The organism is Oerskovia turbata (assembly GCF_000718325.1).
GTDB classification, from domain to species: domain Bacteria; phylum Actinomycetota; class Actinomycetes; order Actinomycetales; family Cellulomonadaceae; genus Oerskovia; species Oerskovia turbata.
On the sequence record NZ_JOFV01000001.1, the window covers coordinates 23380 to 47171 of the forward strand.

At 72.5% G+C, this 23792-nt stretch carries 21 protein-coding genes; 10 read left to right on the forward strand and 11 right to left on the reverse strand.

All coding sequences use genetic code 11. The annotated features are described in order from the left end of the window. Positions 1 to 41: 41 nt before the first annotated feature. Both IE95_RS0100115 and IE95_RS0100120 read left to right on the forward strand, forming a co-directional pair. Positions 42 to 1592, forward strand: a complete 1551-nt coding sequence (locus tag IE95_RS0100115) for a 3' terminal RNA ribose 2'-O-methyltransferase Hen1 (RefSeq protein ID WP_030143937.1) — start codon at positions 42 to 44, stop codon at positions 1590 to 1592. Further along, a complete protein-coding gene (locus tag IE95_RS0100120) occupies positions 1589 to 4210 on the forward strand; it encodes a polynucleotide kinase-phosphatase (RefSeq protein ID WP_051702515.1) in 2622 nt (873 codons plus the stop codon). Before IE95_RS0100115 ends, IE95_RS0100120 begins: the two co-directional genes overlap by 4 nt. Positions 4211 to 4286: 76 nt before the next feature. Here the strand turns inward: IE95_RS0100120 and IE95_RS0100125 are convergent, their stop codons facing one another. Continuing rightward, on the reverse strand, positions 4287 to 6389 hold the full coding sequence (locus IE95_RS0100125) for an MGH1-like glycoside hydrolase domain-containing protein (RefSeq protein WP_164984106.1): 2103 nt from the start codon (positions 6387 to 6389) through the stop codon (positions 4287 to 4289). A gap of 137 nt (positions 6390 to 6526) precedes the next feature. On the opposite strand from IE95_RS0100125, the gene IE95_RS0100130 reads away from it, so the two are divergent. Genes IE95_RS0100130 through IE95_RS0100145 form a run of 4 tightly spaced genes read left to right on the forward strand, consistent with a single transcriptional unit; the run spans position 6527 to position 10680 of the window. Next, the gene (locus IE95_RS0100130) at positions 6527 to 7786 is read left to right on the forward strand and encodes an ABC transporter substrate-binding protein (RefSeq protein ID WP_030143940.1); all 1260 of its coding nucleotides are present in this window, start codon (positions 6527 to 6529) and stop codon (positions 7784 to 7786) included. Between the two features lie 36 nt (positions 7787 to 7822). Further along, positions 7823 to 8770, forward strand: coding sequence for a carbohydrate ABC transporter permease (locus IE95_RS0100135; RefSeq protein ID WP_240666184.1), 948 nt, complete (start codon positions 7823 to 7825; stop codon positions 8768 to 8770). Next, positions 8767 to 9633, forward strand: coding sequence for a carbohydrate ABC transporter permease (locus IE95_RS0100140; RefSeq protein ID WP_030143942.1), 867 nt, complete (start codon positions 8767 to 8769; stop codon positions 9631 to 9633). Before IE95_RS0100135 ends, IE95_RS0100140 begins: the two co-directional genes overlap by 4 nt. After that, a complete protein-coding gene (locus tag IE95_RS0100145; protein WP_030143943.1) occupies positions 9634 to 10680 on the forward strand; it encodes a LacI family DNA-binding transcriptional regulator in 1047 nt (348 codons plus the stop codon). Between the two features lie 90 nt (positions 10681 to 10770). Here the strand turns inward: IE95_RS0100145 and IE95_RS0100150 are convergent, their stop codons facing one another. From IE95_RS0100150 to IE95_RS0100160, 3 genes are all read right to left on the reverse strand, one after another. After that, positions 10771 to 11043 (reverse strand): hypothetical protein, encoded by a 273-nt coding sequence (locus IE95_RS0100150; protein ID WP_030143944.1) that lies wholly within the window; start codon positions 11041 to 11043, stop codon positions 10771 to 10773. Between the two features lie 190 nt (positions 11044 to 11233). Continuing rightward, positions 11234 to 11422, reverse strand: a complete 189-nt coding sequence (locus tag IE95_RS0100155) for a hypothetical protein (RefSeq protein WP_030143945.1) — start codon at positions 11420 to 11422, stop codon at positions 11234 to 11236. Next, positions 11419 to 12087, reverse strand: coding sequence for a TetR/AcrR family transcriptional regulator (locus IE95_RS0100160; RefSeq protein ID WP_051702517.1), 669 nt, complete (start codon positions 12085 to 12087; stop codon positions 11419 to 11421). Before IE95_RS0100160 ends, IE95_RS0100155 begins: the two co-directional genes overlap by 4 nt. Before the next feature lie 55 nt (positions 12088 to 12142). Between IE95_RS0100160 and IE95_RS0100165 the strand changes: the two genes are divergently transcribed. Beyond that, complete coding sequence (locus IE95_RS0100165; protein ID WP_030143947.1) at positions 12143 to 14089, forward strand: ABC transporter ATP-binding protein; 1947 nt, start codon at positions 12143 to 12145, stop codon at positions 14087 to 14089. Positions 14090 to 14180: 91 nt separating this feature from the next. Here IE95_RS0100165 and IE95_RS0100170 read toward each other — a convergent pair whose 3' ends face one another. Continuing rightward, positions 14181 to 15068, reverse strand: a complete 888-nt coding sequence (locus IE95_RS0100170) for an LLM class flavin-dependent oxidoreductase (RefSeq protein WP_030143948.1) — start codon at positions 15066 to 15068, stop codon at positions 14181 to 14183. A gap of 105 nt (positions 15069 to 15173) precedes the next feature. Between IE95_RS0100170 and IE95_RS0100175 the strand changes: the two genes are divergently transcribed. The 3 genes from IE95_RS0100175 to IE95_RS0100185 all read left to right on the forward strand — a co-directional run bounded on the left by IE95_RS0100175 (position 15174) and on the right by IE95_RS0100185 (position 18288). Beyond that, a complete protein-coding gene (locus IE95_RS0100175) occupies positions 15174 to 15770 on the forward strand; it encodes a hypothetical protein (RefSeq protein WP_030143949.1) in 597 nt (198 codons plus the stop codon). Positions 15771 to 15834: 64 nt separating this feature from the next. Continuing rightward, the gene (locus IE95_RS0100180; protein ID WP_036570342.1) at positions 15835 to 16758 is read left to right on the forward strand and encodes an LLM class F420-dependent oxidoreductase; all 924 of its coding nucleotides are present in this window, start codon (positions 15835 to 15837) and stop codon (positions 16756 to 16758) included. 216 nt (positions 16759 to 16974) lie between these two features. Further along, complete coding sequence (locus tag IE95_RS0100185; RefSeq protein ID WP_030143951.1) at positions 16975 to 18288, forward strand: uracil-xanthine permease family protein; 1314 nt, start codon at positions 16975 to 16977, stop codon at positions 18286 to 18288. A 76-nt stretch (positions 18289 to 18364) separates the two neighbouring features. On the opposite strand, the gene IE95_RS0100190 is transcribed toward IE95_RS0100185, so the two are convergent. The 6 genes from IE95_RS0100190 to IE95_RS0100215 all read right to left on the reverse strand — a co-directional run bounded on the left by IE95_RS0100190 (position 18365) and on the right by IE95_RS0100215 (position 23715). Then, a complete protein-coding gene (locus tag IE95_RS0100190) occupies positions 18365 to 18973 on the reverse strand; it encodes a GNAT family N-acetyltransferase (RefSeq protein WP_030143952.1) in 609 nt (202 codons plus the stop codon). A gap of 107 nt (positions 18974 to 19080) precedes the next feature. Beyond that, positions 19081 to 19770 (reverse strand): LytR C-terminal domain-containing protein, encoded by a 690-nt coding sequence (locus tag IE95_RS0100195; RefSeq protein ID WP_036570239.1) that lies wholly within the window; start codon positions 19768 to 19770, stop codon positions 19081 to 19083. 9 nt (positions 19771 to 19779) lie between these two features. Continuing rightward, positions 19780 to 20091 carry a type II toxin-antitoxin system VapB family antitoxin gene (locus tag IE95_RS0100200; RefSeq protein WP_030143954.1) on the reverse strand — a complete coding sequence of 104 codons (312 nt, stop codon included), beginning with the start codon at positions 20089 to 20091 and terminating at the stop codon, positions 19780 to 19782. A 117-nt stretch (positions 20092 to 20208) separates the two neighbouring features. Further along, positions 20209 to 21879 carry an ABC transporter permease gene (locus IE95_RS0100205; RefSeq protein ID WP_051702519.1) on the reverse strand — a complete coding sequence of 557 codons (1671 nt, stop codon included), beginning with the start codon at positions 21877 to 21879 and terminating at the stop codon, positions 20209 to 20211. Next, entirely contained in the window at positions 21876 to 22832 is a 957-nt protein-coding gene (locus tag IE95_RS0100210; RefSeq protein WP_051702520.1) for an ABC transporter ATP-binding protein, read from the reverse strand. Before IE95_RS0100210 ends, IE95_RS0100205 begins: the two co-directional genes overlap by 4 nt. 133 nt (positions 22833 to 22965) lie before the next feature. Beyond that, positions 22966 to 23715, reverse strand: a complete 750-nt coding sequence (locus IE95_RS0100215) for a TetR/AcrR family transcriptional regulator (protein ID WP_084689632.1) — start codon at positions 23713 to 23715, stop codon at positions 22966 to 22968. Positions 23716 to 23792: the final 77 nt, after the last annotated feature.

The window sequence follows — 23792 nt, forward strand, 5'->3', positions numbered from 1 at the left end:
CCAGCGTAAATCCGTTGCGCCCCCGTGGGACCATGCACAGCATGCTGGTCACCCTCACGACGACCGCCGGTGCGCCGGCCGGGTCCGTCGAGCACGGAGCCCCCCTGACGGACGCGACCGACCTCGGGTACCTGCTGCACAAGCACCCGGCACGGGCCCAGTCGTTCGACCTGCCCGTCGGCACCGCGCACGTCTTCTACCCCGAGGCCGACGCCGCCCGCTGCACGGTCGCGCTGCTGCTCGAGGTCGACCCCGTGGGGATCGTGCGCAACAAGCGGTTCGGCGGGCGCGACGCCTTCTCGCTGGCCCAGTACGTCAACGACCGCCCCTACGCGGCATCCTCGATGCTCGCGGTCGCGCTCGGGGCCGTGTTCCGCACCGCGATGACCGGCCGCTGCGACGCCCGGCAGGCGCTCGCGGACGGCCCGGTCCCGCTCGAGATCCACGTCCCCGCCCTGCCCTGCCGGGGTGGCGCACGGCTCGCCGAGCGCCTGTTCGGACCCCTCGGCTGGATCGTCGACGCGACGCCCGAGCCGCTCGACCCGACCGTGCCCGAGTGGGGCGACTCGCGCTACGTCGACCTGCGCCTGACCGGGACCGCGCGCCTTGCCGACGCCCTGCACCACCTGTACATCCTGCTGCCCGTGCTCGACGACGCCAAGCACTACTGGGTCACGGGCGACGAGGTCGACAAGCTGCTGCGCGCGGGCGAAGGATGGCTTGCCGAGCACCCCGAGCGCGACCAGATCATGCGCCGCTACCTCGCGCACCAGCGCCGGTACGTCGAGGACGCGACCGACCGGCTCGTGACGCTCGACGGCGTCGCGCCGCCGGAGGACGACACCACCGAGGGTGAGGTCCCCACCGCGGGGAGCGACGCCGTCGGGCAGGGGAGTGCGCCCACGCTCGCCCGGCAGCGTGCCGAGGCCGTGCTCGCGGCGCTGCACGAGGTCGGGGCGAGCAGCGTCGTCGACCTCGGGTGCGGCGAGGGCGCGCTCCTGCGCCTGCTCGCCGCGGACCGCCGCTTCACGCGCGTGCTCGGGACCGACGTCGCCGCGCGCGAGCTCGAGCGGGCCGCGACCCGGCTGCGCCTCGACGACGCGAGCGACGCCGAGCGTGAGCGCGTACGGCTCGTGCAGTCCTCGCTCACGTACCGCGACGAGCGGATCGCGGGCTTCGACGCCGCGGTGCTCATGGAGGTGATCGAGCACGTCGACCCGCCACGCCTGGGTGCGCTCGAACGCGTCGTGTTCGCCGAGGCGAGGCCGGGGACCGTCGTCGTCACGACGCCCAACGTCGAGTACAACGCGCTGTACCCGTCTCTCGAGGAGCACGGGCACCGGCACGCCGACCACCGGTTCGAGTGGACGCGCGCCGAGCTCCAGGCCTGGGCCGACGGCGTCGCGCACCGCCACGGGTACGCGGTGACGTTCCGCGACGTCGGGCCGCAGGACGTGGGGCCGCGTGTGCTGGGCGCACCGACGCAGATGGCACTCTTCACGCTCGGGTTGTCAGAACGAGCGAGCACCGGAGACCACGCTGGTTCTGACAACTCCCAGGACGTGACCGACCGGAACGAGGCGAGGGCATGACCGAGCAGCACGAGACCAGCGGGGAACCGCGCGTCCTGGCCGTCCCCGAGCTCTCGCTCGTGGTGCTCGTCGGGGTGTCCGGGTCCGGGAAGTCCACGTTCGCAAGCGAACGTTTCGCGCCGTTCGAGGCCGTGTCCTCGGACTTCTGCCGGGGACTCGTCTCGGGGGACGTCAACGACCAGTCGGCCACGTCCGCGGCGTTCGAGGTGCTCGAGACCATCGTGAGCAAGCGCCTGGAGGCCGGCCGCCTGACGGTCGTCGACGCGACCAACGTCCAGTCCGCGGCGCGCAAGAACCTCGTCGCGCTCGCGCGGGCGCACGACGTCCTGCCCGTCGCGATCGTGCTCGACGTGCCCGAGTCCGTCGCGATCGAGCGCAACCGCTCCCGCCCCGACCGCGACTTCGGCGACCACGTCGTGGGGCGTCAGCGCCAGGCTCTGCGCGCCTCGCTCAAGTCCCTGAGCCGCGAGGGCTTCCGCAAGGTCCACGTGCTGCGCGGCGTCGACGAGATCGAGCGCGCCACGATCTCGCGCGAACCGCTGCTCAACGACCTGCGCGACCAGACCGGGCCGTTCGACGCGATCGGCGACGTGCACGGCTGCCGCGCCGAGCTCGAGACCCTGCTCACCGAGCTCGACTACGTGATCGAGCGCGACGACGCGGGCCGCCCGGTCGACGCCGCGCATCCCCAGGGGCGGCGCGCGATCTTCCTGGGCGACCTCGTCGACCGCGGGCCCGACTCGCCGGGCGTGCTGCGCCTCGTGATGGGCATGGTCCGGGCGGGGCACGCGCTCGCCGTCCCCGGCAACCACGAGCACAAGCTCGTGCGCGCGCTCTCGGGGCGCAACGTGACCGTGAGCCACGGGCTGGAGACGACGCTCGCACAGCTCGCCGAGGAGCCCGAGGAGTTCCGCCAGGACGTCGAGACGTTCTGCCGCGACCTGGTCTCGCACCTCGTGCTCGACGGCGGTCGGCTCGTGGTCGCGCACGCGGGCCTCAAGGAGTCGTACCACGGGCGGGCCTCGGGCCGGGTGCGCAGCTTCGCGCTCTACGGCGACACGACGGGCGAGACCGACGAGTTCGGCCTGCCCGTGCGCTACCCGTGGGCGAACGAGTACCGCGGCCGGGCCATGGTGCTCTACGGGCACACGCCCACGCCCGAGGCCGAGTGGGTCAACAACACGATGTGCCTCGACACGGGCGTCGTGTTCGGCGGCAAGCTCTCCGCGCTGCGCTACCCGGAGAAGGCGCTCGTACAAGTGCCCGCGGGCCAGGTGTACTACGAGCCGGCGCGCCCGTTCCTGCCGGATGCGGATGCCGTGGAAGCCGGCCCGCAGCGCGACCCCGACGTCCTCGACGTGACCGACGTGCTCGGCCGCCGCTCGGTCGTCACGGGCACGCGCGGGCGCATCACGATCCCCGAGGAGAACGCCGCCGGGGCCCTGGAGGTCATGAGCCGCTTCGCGACCGACCCGCGCGCGCTGCTGTACCTGCCCCCGACCATGAGCCCCGTCGCGACGTCGCAGCGCCCCGGCTACCTCGAGCACCCCGAAGGTGCGTTCGACGCGTACGCGAGCGACGCCGTCGGGCAGGTCGTGTGCGAGGAGAAGCACATGGGCTCGCGCGCCGTGGTCCTCGTGAGCCGTGAGGCTCACGGGGCCTCGGCCCGGCGCTTCGGCGTCGACGCCCAGCCGGGCGGGCGCGGGGTCGCGCACACGCGCACGGGCCGCCCGCTCGTCGACGGCCCGACGGCGCAGGCCCTCCTCGAGCGCGTCGCGAAGGCCCTCGACGGGGCCGGGGTGTGGGACGAGCTGGACGCCGACTGGGTCCTGCTCGACGCGGAGATCCTGCCCTGGTCCGCGAAGGCCGACCAGCTCATCCGCGACCAGTACGCGAGCGTCGGGGCCGCGGCCCGGGCCGTCATGCCCGCGGCGCTCGCGGCGCTCGACGCGGCCGTGGCCCGCGGCGTGGACGTCGGGGACCTGCGGGCGCGCACAGCGTCGCGGGCCGAGGACACCGAGCGGTACACGCAGGCCTACCGGCGCTACCGCTGGCCCGTCGACGGCCTCGACGGCGTGCAGCTCGCGCCGTTCCAGGTGCTCGCGAGCGGGTCGAGCGTGGGGGGAGAGCCGACCGGTGCGACCTATGCGACGCGCGACCACCTGTGGCACCTGGGGGTCGCCGACCGGCTCGTCGAGGTCGACCCCGTGCTCTTCCGCACGACGAGGCGCCTCGTGGTCGACCTCGACGACGAGGCCTCGCGCGCCCAGGGCGTCCGGTGGTGGGAGGAGATGACCGACGCGGGCGGCGAGGGCATGGTCGTCAAGCCGCTCGCCAACCTGGTGCGCGGCCCCAAGGGGATCGTCCAGCCAGGGCTCAAGGTCCGCGGCCGTGAGTACCTGCGGATCATCTACGGCCCCGAATACACCCAGGTGCACCACCTGGAGCGGCTCCGGGTCCGGTCGCTGGGGCGCAAGCAGTCGCTCGCGCTGCGCGAGTACGCGCTGGGGCTCGAGGCGGTCGAGCGCGTGGTCGCGGGCGAACCGCTGTGGCGGGTCCACGAGGCCGTCTTCGCGGTGCTGGCCCTCGAGTCGGAGCCGGTCGACCCGCGGCTGTGAGCGCACCGCGAACCTGTCAGAACGAGCGTGACCTCCAGGTCACGCTCGTTCTGACACGTCGGCGGGGGAGCGGGGATCAGGCGGCGAGGTCTCCCGCGGGGTCCAGCACGACGACGGTGATCCCAGGGGGCGCCGCGACGACCGTGAGATCTCCCGAGGCGTCGACGTCGACGTCGAGCGTGCCGCCGCCGATCCGCAGCCCTCGGACCGACAGGGCTCCGAGGAGCGCGGGGCGGGCGGGCGTCAGCTCGACGACGCCGGCCGGGACGTCGACCCGGAGGCCGAGCGCGGAGGTGACGAGCGAGACCGCCGTCGTCGCGGCCCAGGCCTGAGGCGAGCACGCCGTGGGGTAGGCCAGGGGACGCGCGGTCGATCCGCCGGGGCCGTGGGCGCCGGACTCTCCGCCCCAGAGCTCGGGCAGCCGGAAGTCGAAGGCGGGAGCCGCGGCCACGAGGCCGCGGGCCAGGCGACCGGCGACGTCGGGGAGCCCCTCCGCGACGAGGCCCGCGACCGTGATGGCGGTGTCGTGGGGCCAGACCGACCCGTTGTGGTACGAGATCGGGTTGTAGCGGGGTGAGGCGCTCGACATGGTCCGCAGCCCGAACCCCGAGTCCAGGTCCGGGGCACCGAGCCGCTCCGCGACGAGCCGAGCCTCGGCAGCGTCGACGATCCCCGTCCCGAGGAGGTGGCCCATGTTGGAGCCGACCGCGTTGGCCCGCCGCGCGTCGGGCCCGAGGGCGAGCACCGGGTACGACGGGCCGTGGCCGTGCTCCCAGAAGTGCTCGCGGAAGCGCGTGGCGAGCCGGTCGGCCCAGTCCCGCCAGTGCTGACCGTGGTCGCGGCCGAAGGCGTCCGCGAGGTCGGCCGCGGCCTGGGCGGCCTGGTAGGCGTACGCCTGCACCTCGGCGAGCGCGACGGGGCCGTCGATGAGCACGCCGTCGGCGTCGTGCACGGCGTCGCCCGAGTCCTTCCACCCCTGGTTCGTCAGTCCTTGGGCGTCCGGGACGTAGCGGACGAAGCCGTCCTCGTCTGGGGTCGCGTGCTCCCCGAGCCATGCGAGCGCGGCGTCGAGGTGGGGCAGGAGCGCCTCGATCTCGCGAGCGTCCGCCCCCCACCGCCAGGCCTCCCACAGCAGGATGATCCACAGGCATGTCGCGTCCACGGTGCCGTAGTAGACGGGGGGCAGGAACTCGGCGACCTCCGGGTCGCGGAGCTCGTGCAGGATCTTGCCGGGCTGCTCTCCCGTGGTCGGGTCGACGACCTGGCCCTGCCGTCGGGCGAGCGAGCGCAGGGTGCCGAGCGCGAGGTCGACGTCCACGGGGAGAAGCATCCGTGCGGACAGCAGGGAGTCCCGGCCGAACAGGGTGAGGTACCAGGGGCTGCCGGCGCACAGGTAGCGGTCCGTCGGGTCGTGCTGGTCGGTGCGCACGAGGGCGTCGGCGTCGGCGAGGGACCGGGCGACGAGGCGGTCGAGGAGGCCGTCCGGGGTCGAGACGGCGAGCGAGTCGGTGAGGGGAGGGGCAGGGGTGGGGGCCGGCGTCGACGGGGTCACCGTGGCGCGCGCGGACCACGGGGCGCCGTCGAGGACGACGTCCCACGTGGCGACGACCTCGTGCGAGTCGTCGTCGACCTGGAGCGTGTCCGGCCGGGGGTGAAATTCGACCGCGGGGCTGCCGTGCGTGGCGGGCCAGGTGGCGCCGCCGTCGAGCAGGGTGGGCGTCGAGGGGCGCGCGACGCTGCCTGCCCGCGCCGAGCTGACGGACACGCCGTCGGAAGCGAGGCGGATCTGGACGGTCGTGCGCAGCCCGCGCGCGTCGGCGCTGAGGAGCTCGATCGTCTCGACGAGCCGGCGGCGGTCGACCTTCCGTCGGCGGCGCAGCCGCACGGAGGCGTCGAGGTCGAGGCCCGCCGTCGCGGTGCCGTGAGCGGTCCCGACATCGGGCAGGAGAGCGACGAACTCGGCCGTCGACGGGTCGCTGAGCGTCGCGGAGACGGGCTGTGCCTCACCGTCGCCGACGCCGACCCAGAGCGCCGAGACCATGCGACGGTCGTCGAGGTAGTAGCCGTGGATCGCGCTGTCGCCGATGTCTCCGGAGCGGTCCGAGACCACGCATGCCGGTGCGGCGAGAACCGTGACGAGATCAGCCAGGAGGGGCTGTCGGGGTGTGGTGCTGGGCATCGTGCTCCTTGGAAGGGTCTCGCGGGTCGGTTGATTTGACCGTTCAAATTCGTTAACGTCCACCCTAGTTGCTGGGAATGAGCCCATCAACCACACCGGGCACCGACGCCAGGTGCCTTCGAGTGGATCGAGGAGTCATGAAGAGATCACTGTCTGCCGCAGCACTCGTCGCCGTCGCGGCGGTCGCGTTCGCAGGGTGCAGCACGGGAGAGTCCGGGCAGGAGTCGTCCGAGGGAGGGCGCGGCCCGATCACCTACGCACAGGGCAAGGACACCTCCGGCGAGCTGCAACGGATCGTCGACGCCTGGAACGCCGACCACCCGGACGAGAAGGTGACCTTCGTCGAGCTGCCCGAGTCGGCCGACGACCAGCGCACGGCCTTCGTGCAGGACTTCCAGGCAGGCGCGGGCGCGTACGACGTCGCGGGGCTCGATGTCGTCTGGACCGGCGAGTTCGCCGCGCGCAAGTGGCTCCTTCCCCTCGACGACATCGACACCAGCGCACTCTTCGAGTCGACCGTGGCGTCGGGCTCCTACGACGGGACGCTCTACGCCGCCCCGTTCAACACCAACGCCGGCTTCCTCTACTACCGGACCGACCTGCTCCCCACCCCGCCCACGACCTGGGCCGAGCTCGACGCAGCGTGCGACGTCGCCACCCAGGCCGGGATCGGCTGCTACGGCGGCCAGTTCGCGCAGTACGAGGGACTCACCGTGAACTTCTCCGAGGCGGTCAACTCGGCAGGCGGTGCCGTCGTCGACGAGAACGGCGACGCCTCGCTCGACACCCCTGAGGCAGCAGCAGCGCTCCAGCACATGGTCGACGGCTTCACGAGCGGGCGCACCCCCGCCGAGGCCATCACGTACCAGGAGGAGGAGGGGCGCCGCGCGTTCCAGCAGGGCAACCTGCTCTTCCTGCGCAACTGGCCCTACGTCCACGGCCTCGCCAGCGAGGAGGGCGAGGACTCCGTCATCCAGGGCAAGTTCGGCATCGCGCCGCTGCCCGGCCTCGACGGCCCCGGCGCCTCGACGCTGGGTGGCTACAACCTCGCCGTGTCCAAGGCGACGGACAACCCGGAGACCGCCAAGGACTTCATCCGGTACATGCTCACCGAGGACGTCCAGCGCAAGGTGCTCACCGAGATGTCCGGCGCCCCCACGGTCAGCGCCCTGTACGACGACCCGGCCCTCCAGGAGCAGGTGCCCTACCTCGCGACGCTCAAGTCGGCCCTCGAGGAAGCCGTCCCCCGTCCCCAGGCCGTCGCCTACAGCGAGCTGAGCCACCTCGTCTCGACGCAGGTGTACTCGGCGCTCCAGGGCAAGACGTCCGTCGAGGACACGCTCGCATCGCTCCAGAAGGACATGCAGAAGCTCATCGACGAGAGCGCCGACAAGTAGGTCGTCGGGGAGAGCCAGCCGAAAGGAAGTGAGATCGTGACAACGCTCCTCAAGCCGTCCGTGTCCGACGGCGCCTCCGCGCCCGACGGCGTCACCCGCCGTCGTCGTCGGACGACCGGTGACGGAAGGCTGGCCTTCTGGCTGGTTCTCCCGACCCTCGTCATCCTGCTCGCGGTCATCGGGTACCCCGTGGTGAAGGCCGTCTTCCGGTCCTTCTTCGACGACCCGATCTCGCGCGAGCCCGAGTTCATCGGCCTCGCCAACTACACCGACGCCCTGGTCGGCGACGGCGCCGCCGAGTTCTGGGGCGCGATGCGCGTGACCGCCTTCTTCACGGTCTCGACGCTGCTGCTCGAGATCGTGATCGGCCTCGCGATGGCGCTCGTCATGAACCGGACGTTCCGCGGACGAGCCTTCGTCAGGGCGGCGATCCTCGTCCCGTGGGCCATCCCGACGGCGGTGTGCGCGGTCCTGTGGCGGTGGACGTTCGACGCCAACGGGATCGTGAACCACCTGCTCGGGACCCAGGTCCTGTGGACGGGCTCCGAATGGCCCGCGAAGTGGGCCATCGTCTTCGCGGACACCTGGAAGACCGCGCCCTTCATCGCGCTCCTGATCCTCGCGGGCCTCCAGGCCATCTCGGCCGAGGTGTACGAGGCGGCGAGGGTCGACGGCGCGGGCCCGGTCCGCCGGTTCTTCTCGATCACCCTGCCGCTCGTGAAGCCCGCACTCGTCGTGGCGGTGCTCTTCCGGATGCTCGACGTCCTGCGGATCTACGACCTGCCGAAGATCTTCACGGGGGGAGCGAACGACACCACGACCATGTCCATGCTCGTCGTCCAGGAGTCCATCGGGAACCTCAACGCGGGAGCGGGGTCGGCGCTGTCGACGCTCACGTTCCTGTTCATCTTCGCCATCGCCTTCCTCTACATCCGCAGCCTCGGAGCCAAGGTGATGGACGGCCACGCAGGAGGTATGAAATGAGCACGACCGCCCTCTCCCGCAAGCGTCGGCGCACGGCGCGCACGTTCGCGGACCGGGTCTGGTTCGTCCTGGGCATCGGCCTGCTGGTCGCGTTCTGCCTCGCCCCGTTCTACTGGATGCTCGTCTCGAGCCTCAAGGCGCCGACCGCGATGTTCAACAACGAGCTCTGGCCCTCGAAGATCTCGACCGAGAACTTCGAGGCGGTCTTCAGCGGCGGGAGCGACTTCACCAGGGCCCTGTGGAACTCGTTCGTCGTGGCGGGGTCGACGACCATGATCGCCATGCTGATCGGCGTCTTCTCGGCGTACGCGCTGACGCGGCTGCAGTTCCGCGGCCGCAACGTGGTGCTCGCCGCGGTGCTGGCAGCGTCGATGTTCCCGGGTGTGGCCATCCTGACGCCGCTCTACCAGATGTTCGCCGACTGGGGGTGGATCAACACCTACCAGGCCATGATCGTCCCCGACATCTCGTTCGCCCTGCCGCTCGCGATCTGGACGCTGACGACGTTCTTCAACCAGATGCCCTGGGAGCTGGAGCAGGCGGCGAAGGTCGACGGCGCCACACCGGGCCAGGCGTTCCGGAAGATCATCATGCCGCTGGCAGCCCCCGGGCTCTTCACCACGACGATCCTGGTCTTCATCACGGCGTGGAACGAGTACCTCATCGCGTCCAACGTGTCGATCGACGCGAGCACCAACCCGGTCACGGTCGCCATCGCGAAGTTCACGGGCGAGTCGCAGTTCGAGCAACCGTTCGGCACCCAGATGGCCGCCGGGGTGATTGCTACGATTCCCCTCGTCCTGATGGTCCTGCTCTTCCAACGGCGCATCGTCGCCGGACTGACCGCTGGAGGCCTGAAGTAGATGACCAACGACCCCCCGGCGGCGTCCCGGCCGACCGTGCGGACGATCGCCGACCGCGCCGGGGTGTCGTACCAGACGGTCTCGAACGTCCTGAACTTCCCCGAGAGGGTGCGTCCGGCGACCCGTGAGCGCGTGCTCGAGGCGATCCGAGAGCTCAACTACCGACCCAACGCCGCGGCACGCTCGCTCGCGATGAGCACGACCAGGCTCGTCGCGCTGCGGGTCGGTGACGGTCGGCAGAACGAAGCCTCGATCCTCGACCCCTTCATGCGCGAGCTCGCCCGCATCGGCGGGCAGCACGGGTACCGGCTGGTCCTGGACTACGCCCCGGAGGACGACGCCGCGCAGATCGCGTCGTTCGAGGAGCTCCACGCGCGCCAGGCGGTCGACGGGGTCGTCATCCCGCAGACGCACGTCGGTGACCGGCGGCCCGCGTGGCTCCTGGAGCACGGTCTGCCGTTCGTCGCGTTCGGCCGGCCGTGGGGCGACCTGGACGCCGTCCACTCCTGGGTGGACGTCGACGTGTCGCTCGGCATCCGGATGGCCGCAGAGCACCTGCGCGACCTGGGGCACACGCGCATCGCGTTCCTCGGCGCGCCCCTGGACGGGGGCCTCGAGGACGCGCGCCTCGCGGGCTGGCGTGGCGTGGTCGAGGACCTCGTCGACCCTGGCACGCTCGCGAACCTGCAGCGGCTGGTCGACCAGTCCTGCCCGGCAGGCCCGGTCTCTGACCTCGTGAGGTCCGCCGCGCCCACCGCGCTGATCACGCGCGACGACTCGTACGCGGTCGAGGCGTCGCACATCCTCGAGCGGCTCGGCCTGCGGGTCGGCCGCGACATCGCGGTGGTCGGTTTCGACGACTCGGAGCTGGCCCGGCGTGCGAGCCCGCCCCTGTCGTCGGTCGCCCAGCCCGTCTCCGAGGTCGCCGAGCTGATCTGGGAGTCCCTCATCGATCAGCTCGACGAACGGCCGAACCCGCCGCTGCACCGGATCGTTCCCCCTCGCCTCGTCGTGCGCGAGTCCTCGGCGCACGCGCTCGGACGCTGAGGTGAGGAGGGACGCGCTCGCCCCCGGCTCCGGCGACGTGTCAGAACGAGCGTGACCTCGAGGCCACGCTCGTTCTGACAGGTGTGGGAGTCAGCCCAGCGTCGAGAACGAGCTCAGCGCGAGCGCCGAGAACAGCGCGATGGCGACGAGGACCGAGCCGGCGACGAGCCAGCCGTTCGCCCGCTCCGACGGGTCGGACGACGCGCCGGGGCGACGTTCCTGCGGGCGGGGCGCTCCGCCGTCGGGCCGGGAGGCGGGGGAGGGGCCCGCAGGGCGAGCCGACGTGCGCGCGCGGCGGGCCGTCGTGTCGTGGCCGCGGAGTGCGACGCGGATCGGCGTCGAGGTCGTGACCTGCGTGGTCATGGCTTCCTCCCCAGGAAAGTTGGCCGCCCTCGCTGTCGCGGGGCGTGCCACCAGTCTCTTCGGGGCGGGGGTGCGGGCACATCGGCCCTCCGAACCATCCTCGGCGGGGGGCCTGTCCTCCCGGAGGATGACGGGCGCCCGTCGGATGGGGGACATCCCTTCCGGGACGCCCCTGAGCCGGGGGCAGGGTTCAGCGCGGGGCGTTGCGCTGGTGGTCGATGCGCTGCAGGTAGCGGATCTCGCGGAAGCCTACCGCCACGGCGACGAGCAGCGGGAACCAGGCCCACGTGCGGCCCCTGAGCAGCGAGAACAGGCTCACCAGCCCGACGACGGCGCACCCGAGCACGGTCAGCAGGCTCGCCCAGCGGATGCTCTTCATACGGTCCTCGGCTTCTCGGTTGGGCTCGCTGGTCCAGGGGGTGAGGCGGGGGCGAGCACGACGCCCTCGATGCTGCGGACCGCCATGCGCAGCGCGTCGCTGCGCGACGTGCAGTCCTCGGTCACGACCGACCACGCGTTGAACAGGGTCCACCAGAGCGTGCGCTGGTCCCACGAGACCGTGAGGGTCCGGTCGAACACGCCGTCTCGCTGCCCGCGCTCGAACAGGTCGCGCACGGGGGCCTCGGCGGTGTCGCTCTCCTGCCAGAACGCCTCGTCGTCGGCGAGCAGCGGGTCGGCGAACAGCAGCATGTACCAGGGGCCGAGGTCGAAGTACTCGACCACGAGGCGGCGCAGGGCGGTCGCGGGGTCGCCGTCGTCGAGGCGCGCGGCGCGGATCGCGGCGCGCGTGCGGTCGAGGGCCTCGGCGCCGACGGCGCGCATGAGGTCGGCGCGCTCGGGGAAGTAGCGGTGCAGAGTGCTGCGCCCGACCTGGGCGGCCTGGGCGACCTCGCCGAGGGACGCCGCCTGGTTCGAGCTGAACACCGAGACCGCGGCGTCGAGGATCGCGCGCCGTGTCCGGGCGCGCGCGCCCGTGGCGGGGGCGTCGGGCGGGGTGCCGACGCTCGTCTCGTCCGGTGCGGCGTCGGTGTCGCTTGCTGTCACGTGCTCAGCGTAGCCGTCACGCGATGGGACGGGCCTTGTCTAAAATGGGACACCCATGTTCCACTGGAGCATGGCCGACAACGACCCCGCGCCCACGACCCAGCCGGCCCCGACGGCCCGGGCGACCGGACCCACGGACAACCCGACGACGGAGCCCAAGGGGCCGCTGCTCCCACGCCTCAAGATCCTCTGGACGTTCGTCACGCCTCACCGCAGGACGCTCGCCGTCGGACTCGCGCTGGGCCTCGGCGCGACGGCTGCGAGCCTCGCGACCCCCATGGTCACCAAGGCCGTGCTCGACACCCTGGGCACGGGCGCCTCGCTCGTCCCGGCCGTGAGCCTGCTGATCGGTCTGCTCGTCGTGGGCCTCGTCCTGGGGATGTGGCAGTGGATCCTGCTGGGCGCGCTCGCCGAGCGCGTCGTGCTCGACGCCCGCACCTCGATGGTCCGCCGCTTCTTCCGGGCCAAGGTCGGGGCGCTCGGGTCGCGCCCCACGGGCGAGCTCGTCACGCGCGTCACCTCGGACACGGTCCTGCTGCGCGAGGCCGCGTCGTCGAGCATCGTGAGCCTCGTCAACGGCGTCGTGAGCCTGGTCGGCACCGTCGTCCTCATGGCCGTCCTCGACATGGTGCTGCTCGGGACCACGCTCGCCGCGATCGTCGTCATCGGCATCCTCGTCGGCCTCCTCATGCCGCGGATCGCCAAGGCCCAGGAGCAGGCGCAGGAGTCCCTCGGCCGTCTCGGCGGCGTCCTCGAGGGCGGCCTGCGGGCCCTGCGCACCATCAAGGCGAGCCGCGCCGAGGAGCGCCAGATCGACCGCGTCGTCGCCGACGCGCAGGACTCCGCGCGCCACAACCTCAAGGCCGTCCGCACAGGGGCCGTCGCGTGGACCATCGCAGGCGGCGGCATCCAGCTCGCGATCATCGTGATCCTCGCGCTCGGGGCGTGGCGCGTCGACCAGGGGCTCCTCGCGGTCTCGAGCCTGGTCGCGTTCCTGCTCTACGCGTTCCAGATCGTCGACCCCGTCACGACCCTCACGCAGAACGTCACCGAGCTCCAGGCGGGTATCGCGGCCGCGGGCCGCATCCGCGAGGTCGAGGCCATCGAGACGGAGGAGCCCGAGCGCACCTCGGGCGCACCCGGGCGAGACGCCGCGGGGAGCCGCGTGCCGTCGTCGGGCCCGGGGACCTCGCTGCCCGACGGCGCCGCGCACCACCCCCCGCACCTCGCCGCCGCGGAGGCCGAGCCGCCCGTGCTCGCGTTCCAGGACGTCACAGCGCGCTACCTGCCCGGCGGCGAACCCGTCGTGCGTGACCTGACGTTCGAGGTTCCTCGACGAGGGCAGGTCGCGATCGTCGGGCCGTCGGGCGCGGGGAAGACCACGACCTTCTCGCTGCTCCTGCGCTTTCTCCAGCCCGAGTCAGGGACGCTGCTGCTCGACGGTCGGCCGTACTCCGACTACACGTTCGACGAGGTGCGCTCACGCATCGCGTACGTCGAGCAGGAGACGCCCGTCGTGCCCGGCACGATCCGCGAGAACCTCCGCCTCTCCGACCCCGCCGCGTCCGAGGATGCCATGTGGGACGCGCTCGCCAAGGTGCGTCTGGACGCCAAGGTGCGCTCGCTCGCCGACGGGCTCGACACGTCGCTCGTCGGGACCACGGTCTCGGGCGGCGAACGCCAGCGCGTCGCCCTCGCCCGCGCGGTGCTGCACGCGCCCGAGGTCCTGCTGCTCGACGAGGCCACGGCCCAGGTCGACGGCCTCACCGAGGCCGCCGTCCACGCCGTGATCGAGGACCTGTCGCAAGACCGCGCCGTCGTGACGATCGCCCACCGGCTCTCGACCGTGATCGACGCCGACCAGATCCTCGTCATGGAGGACGGGCGCGTGCGGGCGCGCGGCACGCACGCCGAGCTGCTCGCGACCGACGAGCTGTACTGCGACCTCGTGGCCGCGCTGCGGATCTCGACCGAGGCGTCCGCGGGGGTCGAGGTGCTCTGAGACCCGTCAGGGCGCACGGCACGAGATGCTGCTCGTCGTCGGTCGACGGCCCGCCCGGGCGACGACGAGGACCATCTCGGCGGGGTCGGGCTCAGCCGAGCTGCGCGAGCCCCTCGACCGCGATCCTCTCGAACGTCGCCTGGTCGGCCGCGAACTGCGAGTCGGCGACCGGCCAGTGCAGGACGATCTCCGTGATCCCCTGCTCGCGGTACGCGGCCGCGGTCCGCACGAACGCCTCGACCGAGTCGAGCGGGCGGTCCGGCGTGAAGCCCGTCAGGAGGATGCGCTCGATGCCGCGCGGGTCGCGGCCCGCCTCGGCGCACGTTGCCTCGAGCCGGGCCACCTGGGCGCCCACGGCGGCACGCGAGGCGGCCGGTGTCCCGTCCTCCCCGACGGCGGCGTCGCCCGTCGTGACCCATGCCTGCCCGTAGCGGGCGGCCAGCCGCAGCCCGCGGGGCCCGGTCGCGGCGATCGCGAACGGGATGCGCGGCGACTGGACCGGGCCGGGGATCGTCCGGGCCTCGTGCGCGCGGTAGTGCCCCTCGTCGTGCGTGACGGCGGGCTCGGTGAGCAACCGGTCGAGCAGCGCCGTGAAGTCCCGCAGCCGGTCGGCGCGCTCGCGCGCCGACCATCCGCTGCGACCCAGGACCGTCGCGTCGAACCCTGTGGTGCCGGCGCCGAGCCCGAGGGTGATGCGACCGTCCGACAGGTCGTCGAGGGTCATGAGGTCCTTGGCGAGCGTCACGGGCTCGCGGAAGTTCGGCGAGGTCACGAGGGTCCCGAGCCGCATCCGCTCGGTGACCCCGGCCGCCGCCGCGAGCGTGGGCAGCGCACCGAACCAGGGGCCGTCGCGGAAGGTCCGCCACGACAGGTGGTCGTACGTGTACGCCGCGTGGAACCCCAGGTCCTCGGCACGGCGCCAGACGTCGCGCCCCTCGGACCAGCGGTAGATCGGCAGGATCACGGTGCTCAGTCGCATGGCCCGACCCTACGGTGCCGCGGGCCGCCGGGTCCGGCTCGAACCGCGCCGCCGAGGTGTGATGTGCTGTCCGGAGCTTCGTCCACGCACCACCGGAGGTTCCTCATGGCTGTCGTCGTCAACGTGTCCCACCGCTTCCCGCGCACGGGATCGCGCGCCGAGCAGCTCGCTGTCGTCCGTGGCGACTGGCCCGTGCCCGAGGTCGACACCCCTGAGGCCTTCGCCGACTCCGACGACGCGCAGGAGCTCCTCGACGCGGCGGACGTCCTGATCGCGGCGGCGGGCAACGAGGTCGTCGACGTCCAGCGCATCACGGGGCTCCAGGTCGACGAGGGCGGGCACGTGCGCTTCGAGACGGTCGACGAGCCGGTCCTCGTGGGGATGATCGGGCAGCGCCTGCGGCCGGGGGCTGCCTGGGAGCCGGGCGAGAGCTGGCCCGTGAAGCTCGCCGAAGCGACGGGGGCCGTGAGCGAGTACCTCGACCTCGTGGGGGGACCGGTCCGGGAGGAGCCCGCACCGGTGGCTGCCGGCGCACCCGAGGCCGCGGGCGCACCGGAGGGCGCGGCCTCGGCGACGGCAGGCGACCCGTCCGACGATCTCGAGCTCGGCGGGTTCCGCCTCGCCCTGGGCGCTGACGGGAACCTCGTGGTCACGGCCCCGGCGGGCCGTTCGGTGACCGTGCTGGCTGCGCGCGAGGCGTGAGCCGGGGCGTGCGGGAGCGCGACCACAGCACGCGTGGCGACGTGGCAAGGTGGACGCCATGACGATCGACCTCCGCATCTTCACCGAGCCCCAGCAGGGCGCCACCTACGACGACATCCTCGCGGTCGCGCGCGCGACCGAGGAGCTCGACTTCGACGCCTTCTTCCGCTCCGACCACTACCTCGTCATGGGGGACGGCGACGGGCTGCCCGGACCGACCGACGCCTGGACCACGCTCGCGGGCCTCGCGCGCGAGACGAGCCGCATCCGCCTGGGCACGCTCGTGTCGTCGGCGACGTTCCGCCACCCGGGCGTCCTCGCGATCCAGGTCGCGCAGGTCGACCAGATGTCGGGCGGCCGCGTCGAGCTGGGCCTGGGCGCGGGCTGGTTCCCGCAGGAGCACTCGGCGTACGGCATCCCGTTCCCGGCCAAGCGGTTCGGGCTCCTCGAGGAGCAGCTCGCGGTGATCACCGGGCTGTGGGAGACGCCCGTGGGGGAGCGGTTCGACTTCGCGGGGGAGCACTACACGCTCACGGACTCCCCGGCGCTGCCCAAGCCTGCGCAGTCGCGCGTGCCGGTCATCGTGGGTGGTCACGGACCGCGTCGCACCCCGGCGCTCGCGGCGCGCTACGCGACCGAGTTCAACGTCGCGTTCCCCGACCCGGGCGTGCTGGGCGACCGCATCGAGAACGTGCGCGTGGTGTGCCAGGACGCGGGTCGCGACCCCGACGACCTGATCTGCTCGGCGGCGTTCGTGGTGTGCGTGGGCAAGGACGAGGCCGAGTTCCGGCGTCGCGCCGAGGCGATCGGCCGCGCCCCCGAGGAGCTGCGGGTCAACGGCATCGCGGGTACGCCCGCCGAGGCCGCGGACAAGCTCGCGGCCGCGAGCGAGCAGGGCGCGACGCGCTTCTACCTGCAGGTCCTGGACCTCGCGGACCTCGACCACCTGGAGCTCGTCGCGCGCGAGGTGAGGCCTCAGGTGAGCTGACGTCGGCCTCCTGCCCGACGGCGGAGCGCACCTTCTTCCCGAGGGTGCGCTCCGCCGTCGGGCGCGTCGTGGTGCGAGGCGGGCGCGAGCGCGGTGACGGGCTGGGGGCGTGGGACGGGGCTGTCCACGCCCTACCGGCCGGTAACGGGCGGGGCGGGGGCGGCAGTACCCTTCCCTTCGGCACTTCACCAGAACTTCACGAACGGAGCCCCCCTCATGGCAGCACTCGGCTGGAAGATCCACGGAGACGGGAAGCGCGTCGAACCCGGCGCCGTGGTCAGCACCGACGAGCGCCTGAGCTGGCCCCGCACGATCGGGATCGGCATGCAGCACGTCGTCGCGATGTTCGGCGCGACGTTCCTCGTCCCGCTCCTGACGGGCTTCTCGCCCGCGACGACGCTGTTCTTCTCCGCGATCGGGACCATCGGGTTCCTGCTCGTCACGCGCAACCGTCTCCCCAGCTACCTCGGGTCGAGCTTCGCGTTCATCGCCCCCATCACCGCCGCGACCGCCTCCGGGGGGCAGTCGGTCGCCGTCGGCGGGATCCTCGTCACCGGTGTGGTGCTCGCGCTCATCGGCGTCGTGGTGCACTTCGCGGGACCGCGCTGGATCGACCTGACCATGCCGCCCATCGTGACCGGCACGATCGTCGCGCTCATCGGCCTCAACCTGGCCCCCGCAGCCTGGAACAACTTCCAGCAGTTCCCCGTCACGGCCGTCATCACGCTGGCCTCGATCATCCTCATCACCGTGCTGTTCAAGGGCATCGTCGGGCGCCTCGCGATCCTGCTCGGCGTGGTCGTCGGCTACGTCGCGGCCTGGATCCAGGGCGAGGTCGACTTCGCCCCGGTGCGCGACGCGTCGTGGTTCGGCTTCCCCGAGTTCGTGACGCCGACGTTCGACGTCGCCGTGCTCGGCCTGTTCGTCCCGGTCGTGCTCGTGCTCGTCGCGGAGAACGTCGGCCACGTGAAGTCCGTCGCGGCCATGACGGGCAAGAACCTCGACGACCTCACGGGCCGCGCCCTGTTCGCCGACGGCCTCGCGACGACGTTCGCGGGCATCGGTGGCGGCTCGGGCACCACGACGTACGCCGAGAACATCGGCGTCATGGCGGCCACGCGCGTCTACTCGACCGCGGCCTACTGGGTCGCCGGCGCCACGGCCCTGCTGCTGAGCATGTCGCCCAAGTTCGGTGCGCTCATCGCGACCATCCCCGCGGGAGTGCTGGGCGGTGCGACGACCATGCTCTACGGCATGATCGGCATCCTCGGCGCGCGCATCTGGGTGCAGAACAAGGTCGACTTCTCCGACCCGGTCAACCTGACCACGGCGGCCGTCCCGCTCATCGTCGGCATCGCGAACTTCACGTGGGTCGTCGGCGACGTGACGTTCGAGGGCATCGCCCTGGGTACGGCGTCGGCCCTCGTGATCTACCACCTCATGCGCAACATCGCCCGGTGGCGCGGGACGTCCCAGGAGCCCGCGAGCCCGGCGTCGGTGCCGGGCGGCACGGAGATGGCGGACCGCTGACCCTGGTGCCGCAGCCGAGGCCGGTCCGGCCCCCCTCGGGCAGACCTCGGCTGCGGCAGCCGGAGACCGGCCAGCTCTAGAGCTTGAGCCCCAGCACGTAGCCCTCGTCCGTCGGCACGCGTTCGAGGCCGAGGTGCTCGTAGAAGCCGATCGCCGACGTGTTGGTCTCCGAGACACCCAGGTGGACCCCCTGGACGCCACGTTTCCGGAGCGCGTCGAAGAGCACCTCGAGCAGGCGCCGCCCGTTGCCTCCGCCCTGGGCCGCGGGCAGCAGGTCGACGTGGAGGTGCGCGGGGAAGAGGTCGAGCACCGCGCGCTCGGCGGTCGACGGGGAGTGCAGGGTCTGCACGAGGCACGCGTCGTCGGTGTCCGAGGGGAAGGAGCCGATCGGGTAGCGGGCACGCAGGGCCGGCCACCAGTCCCGCGCGCAGCGTTCCTCGAACGCCGCCGTGTCGACCGTGCCGACGACGTACCCGAGCGCACCCGTCCCGTCGTCGACCACGAACGCGAGCTCCGGCTCGAACGCCAGGTACGCCCCGAGGTAGATCTCACCGAGCAACCGGGGGTCGCGATACCTCGCCGTGGCGTCGCCGCCGTCGTCGCCGGTCCGCAGACAGATGTCGTACAGGCGGTCGACCTCGCGAGGGTCGGTGGTGCGAGCTGGGCGGATCGGGAGGGAGACCATCGTGTGCCGGACCGTTCGAGAGCAGGGAGAAGGATGCGCCGCGCCCAGACAGTAGTCGCGAACCCGGCGCAGGGCCACCGGGGTCGGCGTGCTGCCGGGGAGCACGGTCAGCCTCCGACGGCGGGGGCCTCGTCGGCGGGTGCCTCTTCGACGGGCGGTGCCGGCGGGACGTAGGCCGCCCGCGGCGTGATGGTCTCGACCCCGACGCACTTCGCCGGGTTCACGAGCGGCACCGCGGGGTCGATCTCCACGAGCTCCTCGTCCACGAGGTTCACGAAGTTCTCGCCCAGCACGAGGTCGACGCCCGCGTCGACCCGGTCGTCGAGGACGAGCACCGGGTCCTGGTAGTGGGCCGCGAGCGTGTACGCCTGCGCGATCCCGGCAGCGCCGAACGAGATCTGGGTGCTGCGCTGCGTCGTGTTCTTGCCTTGTGGCGTCTTCAGGTCGCCGACCATGGTGACGGTGAAGCCACGGTTCTCGAGGATCTGCCGGTTGGCCGCGGCCATCCCGCCCTTGCCCGAGGCGTTGAAGATCCGGACCTGCACCTCGCTGTAGGGGATCGGCAGCGTGCCTTCGGCCACGCAGGGGGCCTTCACGTCGGCGATGGCGTCGTCGACCTTGGGCGAGCTGAACGTGCGGTCGAACGGCGGTTCCACGGCGCCCGTGTAGACGGCGAGGGCGCCGATGCCGGTGATCGCGAGGAACGCGACGAGCAGCCCGAAGACCACGGCCTGTCGCTCGTGCATGTGCCGTCGACGGACGGATCGAGAGGGGTCGGAGCCGGGCTGCGTGGTCACGCCAGAAACCTACCCGACCGCGGGGGCGTTGAGCATGAGCACACGAGCGTGCAGGATGGCCCGCTGCTGCAGTGCTGCGCGGACGGCCCGGTGCAGGCCGTCCTCGAGATAGAGCACCCCCTGGTACTCCACGACGTGCGCGAAGAGGTCACCATAGAACGTCGAGTCCTCCGAGAGCAGGTTGTCGAGGTTCAAGGTCCGCTTGGTCGTCACGAGCTCGTCGAGCCGGACCTGCCGGGGCGGGACGCTGGACCAGTCCTTGGGCGTGACCAACCCGTGATCCGGATACGGGCGCCCGTCACCCACGGCCTTGAAGATCATGCGGGCCAGTCTAGGGGGACGCCTCGGCGGGGTGCTGCGGATCGTGCCCCGGTGCCCCACAACTCCACAGGCCCCGCACATCCGGCCGTCACCACCCGGTCGGGATCCGGGACCCCGTCACGCACCTCCCACGTCCCGGCGCCGGAACCCGACGAACGCGACCCCGACGAGGGCCGTGGCGACCCCCGTCAGGGCGAGGACGGGCCCGAGCGAGAACGGGTCGAGCGGAACCTGGGGCACGTGCGTGAACGGGGACAGGTCACGGACCCACTGCGGCAGCCCGAACAGCTCGCCGAGCTGCCCCACGACCAGGAAGACCGTGACGACGCCCCAGCCCAGAGGGACGAGCCGCGGCCACCACCCGTACAGCACGAGCACGAGCCCCGCGACGACCAGCGCCGCAGGGACCTGCACGAGCCCGGCACCGACCGCGTCGGCGAAGGCGCTGCCCCACCCGCCCGACACCAGCGCGCGCCCCAGGCCCATCATGAGCCCGGCCCACAGCGGGACGGCGGCGACGCCGACGACCAGCAGCACGACCGACGCGGTCAGGTATCGCGTCCGGGACGTGCCCGTCGCGAGCACGAGCTCGGTGCGGCCGGAGGTCTCCTCCGCGTGGACGCGGGACACGAGCGTCACGGCGAACGCCGCCGCGGCGATGCCGACGAAACCCATGATCGCGACCTGGAAGACCTGGGCGAGCGCCCCGGCTCCACCGAGCTGCGCGATGATCTGCTGCATCTGCGGGGACGACCCGGCGAGGTCGTCGACCGAGTCCAGGAGGAACCCGACGAGCAGGCAGTACGCCCCGACGCCCAGCGTCCACGACACGACGCCGGGGAGCTGGAGCCGTGCCGCGAGAGCGAGCGGGCTCGTGAGCGACGCCGAGCCGGCCGGACCCGGGCGGGGCTGGAGGAGACCCGCACCGAGGTCTCGCCCGAGCGAGAGCCGGGCCGCGACCGCCACGCACACGACGAACAGTAGGAGGCACAGCAGCGCGGGACCCCAGGCGTTCGCACCGAACGGGTCGATCTGCTGGGCCCATCCGACGGGGGTGGCCCAGTGCAGCCAGTCCGCAGAAGGTTCGACGTCGGCCACACCGCGCAGCGCGTACCCCGCGACGAGCAGCAGCACGCCGATCGTGTTGGCCGTCCGCGAGGACGTCGCGACCTGCGCGCACACGGCCCCGATGCCCGTCCCGGCCAGGCCGAGCGCCGCGAACTGCAGGCCGAACGCGACGGACGAGACGCCGTCGGCCCCTTGCGTCACGTACAGCCCGGTGACGAGCGCGCCCGTCACCACGGACGTCCCGGCCGCGACGAGGACCCCTGTCGCGAGCGGGGCCAGCGACCCCACGCGGGCGGCGCGCACGAGCTCGAGCCTGCCCGTCTCCTCCTCCTTGCGCGTGTGGCGCACCACGGTCAGCACGGCGAGCACGCCCAGGAGCAGGGTCAGGAACAGGCCCACGCGCCAGGCGGCCGTCGAGGCGACCGACCCGGTGTGCTGGAGCGGCCCGAGCAGCGCGAGGAACGCGCTGTTGGTGCCCATGCTCGCGGCGAGCTCGTCGCGTTCGGCCTGCGTCCCGTACACCGTGGCGATCGACGAGTACGTGACGGTGATCATGACCAGCACCACGACGACGTACACGGGCAGCACGACGCGGTCGCGCCGCAGCGCGAGGCGGGTCAGCGCCGCCGTGCCCGCGAACGCTCCGCGCAGGGACAGCGGAGGGGAGGCCGCGGGGCGGGGCGCGGCGGCGGCCGGACCGGCGGAGGTGAGCGCGGTCATCGCAGCGCCTCGCCGTCGAGCAGGGCGAGCTCGTCGCCGTACTGCCGCAGGAAGAGCTCCTCGAGGGACGGGGGCGCGATCGTCAGGCCGTGCGGCGCCAGGTCGGCGAGCGCGCGCGTGACCTGCGGCAGGGCGTCGTCGTCGACGTGGAACGTCACGTGCGAGCCGTCGACGGCGAGGTCGTGGACCCCGTCGAGCGCCCCGAGGGCACCGGTCGACGGTGTCCCCGAACCCACCGTCACGACGACCTTGGAGCGCGTGAGGTGCCGCAGCTCGCGCAGCGTCCCGGACTGCACGGCCCGGCCTCCCCGGATGATCGTCACGGTGTCGCACAGGGCCTCGACCTCGGCGAGGATGTGGCTCGACAGCAGGACCGAGGTGCCGCGGGACGTGGCCTCGCGCACGCAGTCCTGGAACACGGCCTCCATGAGGGGGTCGAGGCCCGACGTCGGTTCGTCGAGCACGAGCAGCTCGGCGTCGGCGCTCAGCGCGGCGACGAGCGCGACCTTCTGCCGGTTGCCCTTGGAGTAGGTCCCGGTCTTCTTGGTCGGGTCGAGCTCGAAGCGCTCGAGCATGCGGGCCTTGCGCCGTTCGTCGACGGTCGCGCCGCGCAGGCGCAGCAGCAGGTCGATCGTCTCGCCGCCCGAGAGCTGGGGCCAGAGCATGACGTCGCCCGGGACGTAGGCGAGACGCCGGTGCAGGGACACGGCGTCGCGGAACGGGTCGCCGCCCAGGAGGGTCGCGCTGCCCGAGTCGGGTCGCAGGAGGCCGAGCAGCACACGGATGGCCGTGGACTTCCCGGCGCCGTTGGGCCCGAGGAAGCCTGCGACCTCTCCGGCACGGACCGTGAGGTCGAGCCCGTCGAGGGCCTTGGTCGTGCCGAAGGACTTGTGCAGGTCGTGGATCTCGACGGCCGGCCCAGGGGTGGCGGTCGTGCGTGCGGTCGTGGTCATGGTTCCTCGTCGGGTGCGGGAGGGCGGGCGGAGAGAGTGGGGTGGGGGCCGCGGTCGGGCGGGGCGGGGCCCGGTGCCCGACGGCGCCGCTCGCCCAGGGGGCTCGGCTGCGGACCGTGTCCGTAGTCCTGGGCTACGGTGCCGACGCTGCGGCCTGCTCGCCGGGTGGAGGTTCGGCGTACCGCAGGTACGCGTCGAGGAACCTGCGGTCGGTGAGGAACCCGCCGGTGAAGAGCTCGATCGACGGCAGGCCGTGGCGGTCGACGTACCCCCGGATGACGGACCCGGTGTCGCCCGGGTCCGTGGGCGGGTGGAGCGTGAGGTCCAGGAGGACCGTCCCGAGCGACTGCGTGACGAGGTACCGGGCGCGTGCGCGCTCGTCGAGCGAGGGCTTGATGGTCCCCGTGGCGACCCCGTCCGCGATGTAGGCGACGGCGTCGTCGATCATGCTCTCGACGAACGAGCGGGCGAGGTCGCCGCCCTCCTGGAGGCTGCGCAGGACGTAGCCGAGCACGGGGCCGAACTCCTCGATCGAGGCGAGCTGCGTGAGGACGTCCACGGGGCCGCTCCGCGAGCCGTGCTCGTCGCCCAGGACGTTGCGCTTGTTCTCGCGGATGACGACGAGGACGTGCTCGTCGCATGCTCGGCGCAGCCCTTCCTTGGACCCGAAGTGGTGGATGACGAGCCCTGGGCTGACCCCGGCGTCGGCCGCGATGGTGCGGACCGGCACCCGGAAGCCCTCGGACGCGAACCGGAGCAGGGCGGCGTCGCGGATGCGGGCACGCGCGGTGAGGTCGGGGGCGTCGGGCGCCTCCGTCTCGTCAGGTGCTCGCGGGCCGGTCCTGGTCGGGACGGGCTCGTCGATCCGTGATGCTGAACGCATGTTCAACACGCTAAACACGCGTTCAGCAGGATGCAAGAGGTGGTGCGTCAAGAAGGCGTCAAGGTTCGAGGTCGCCG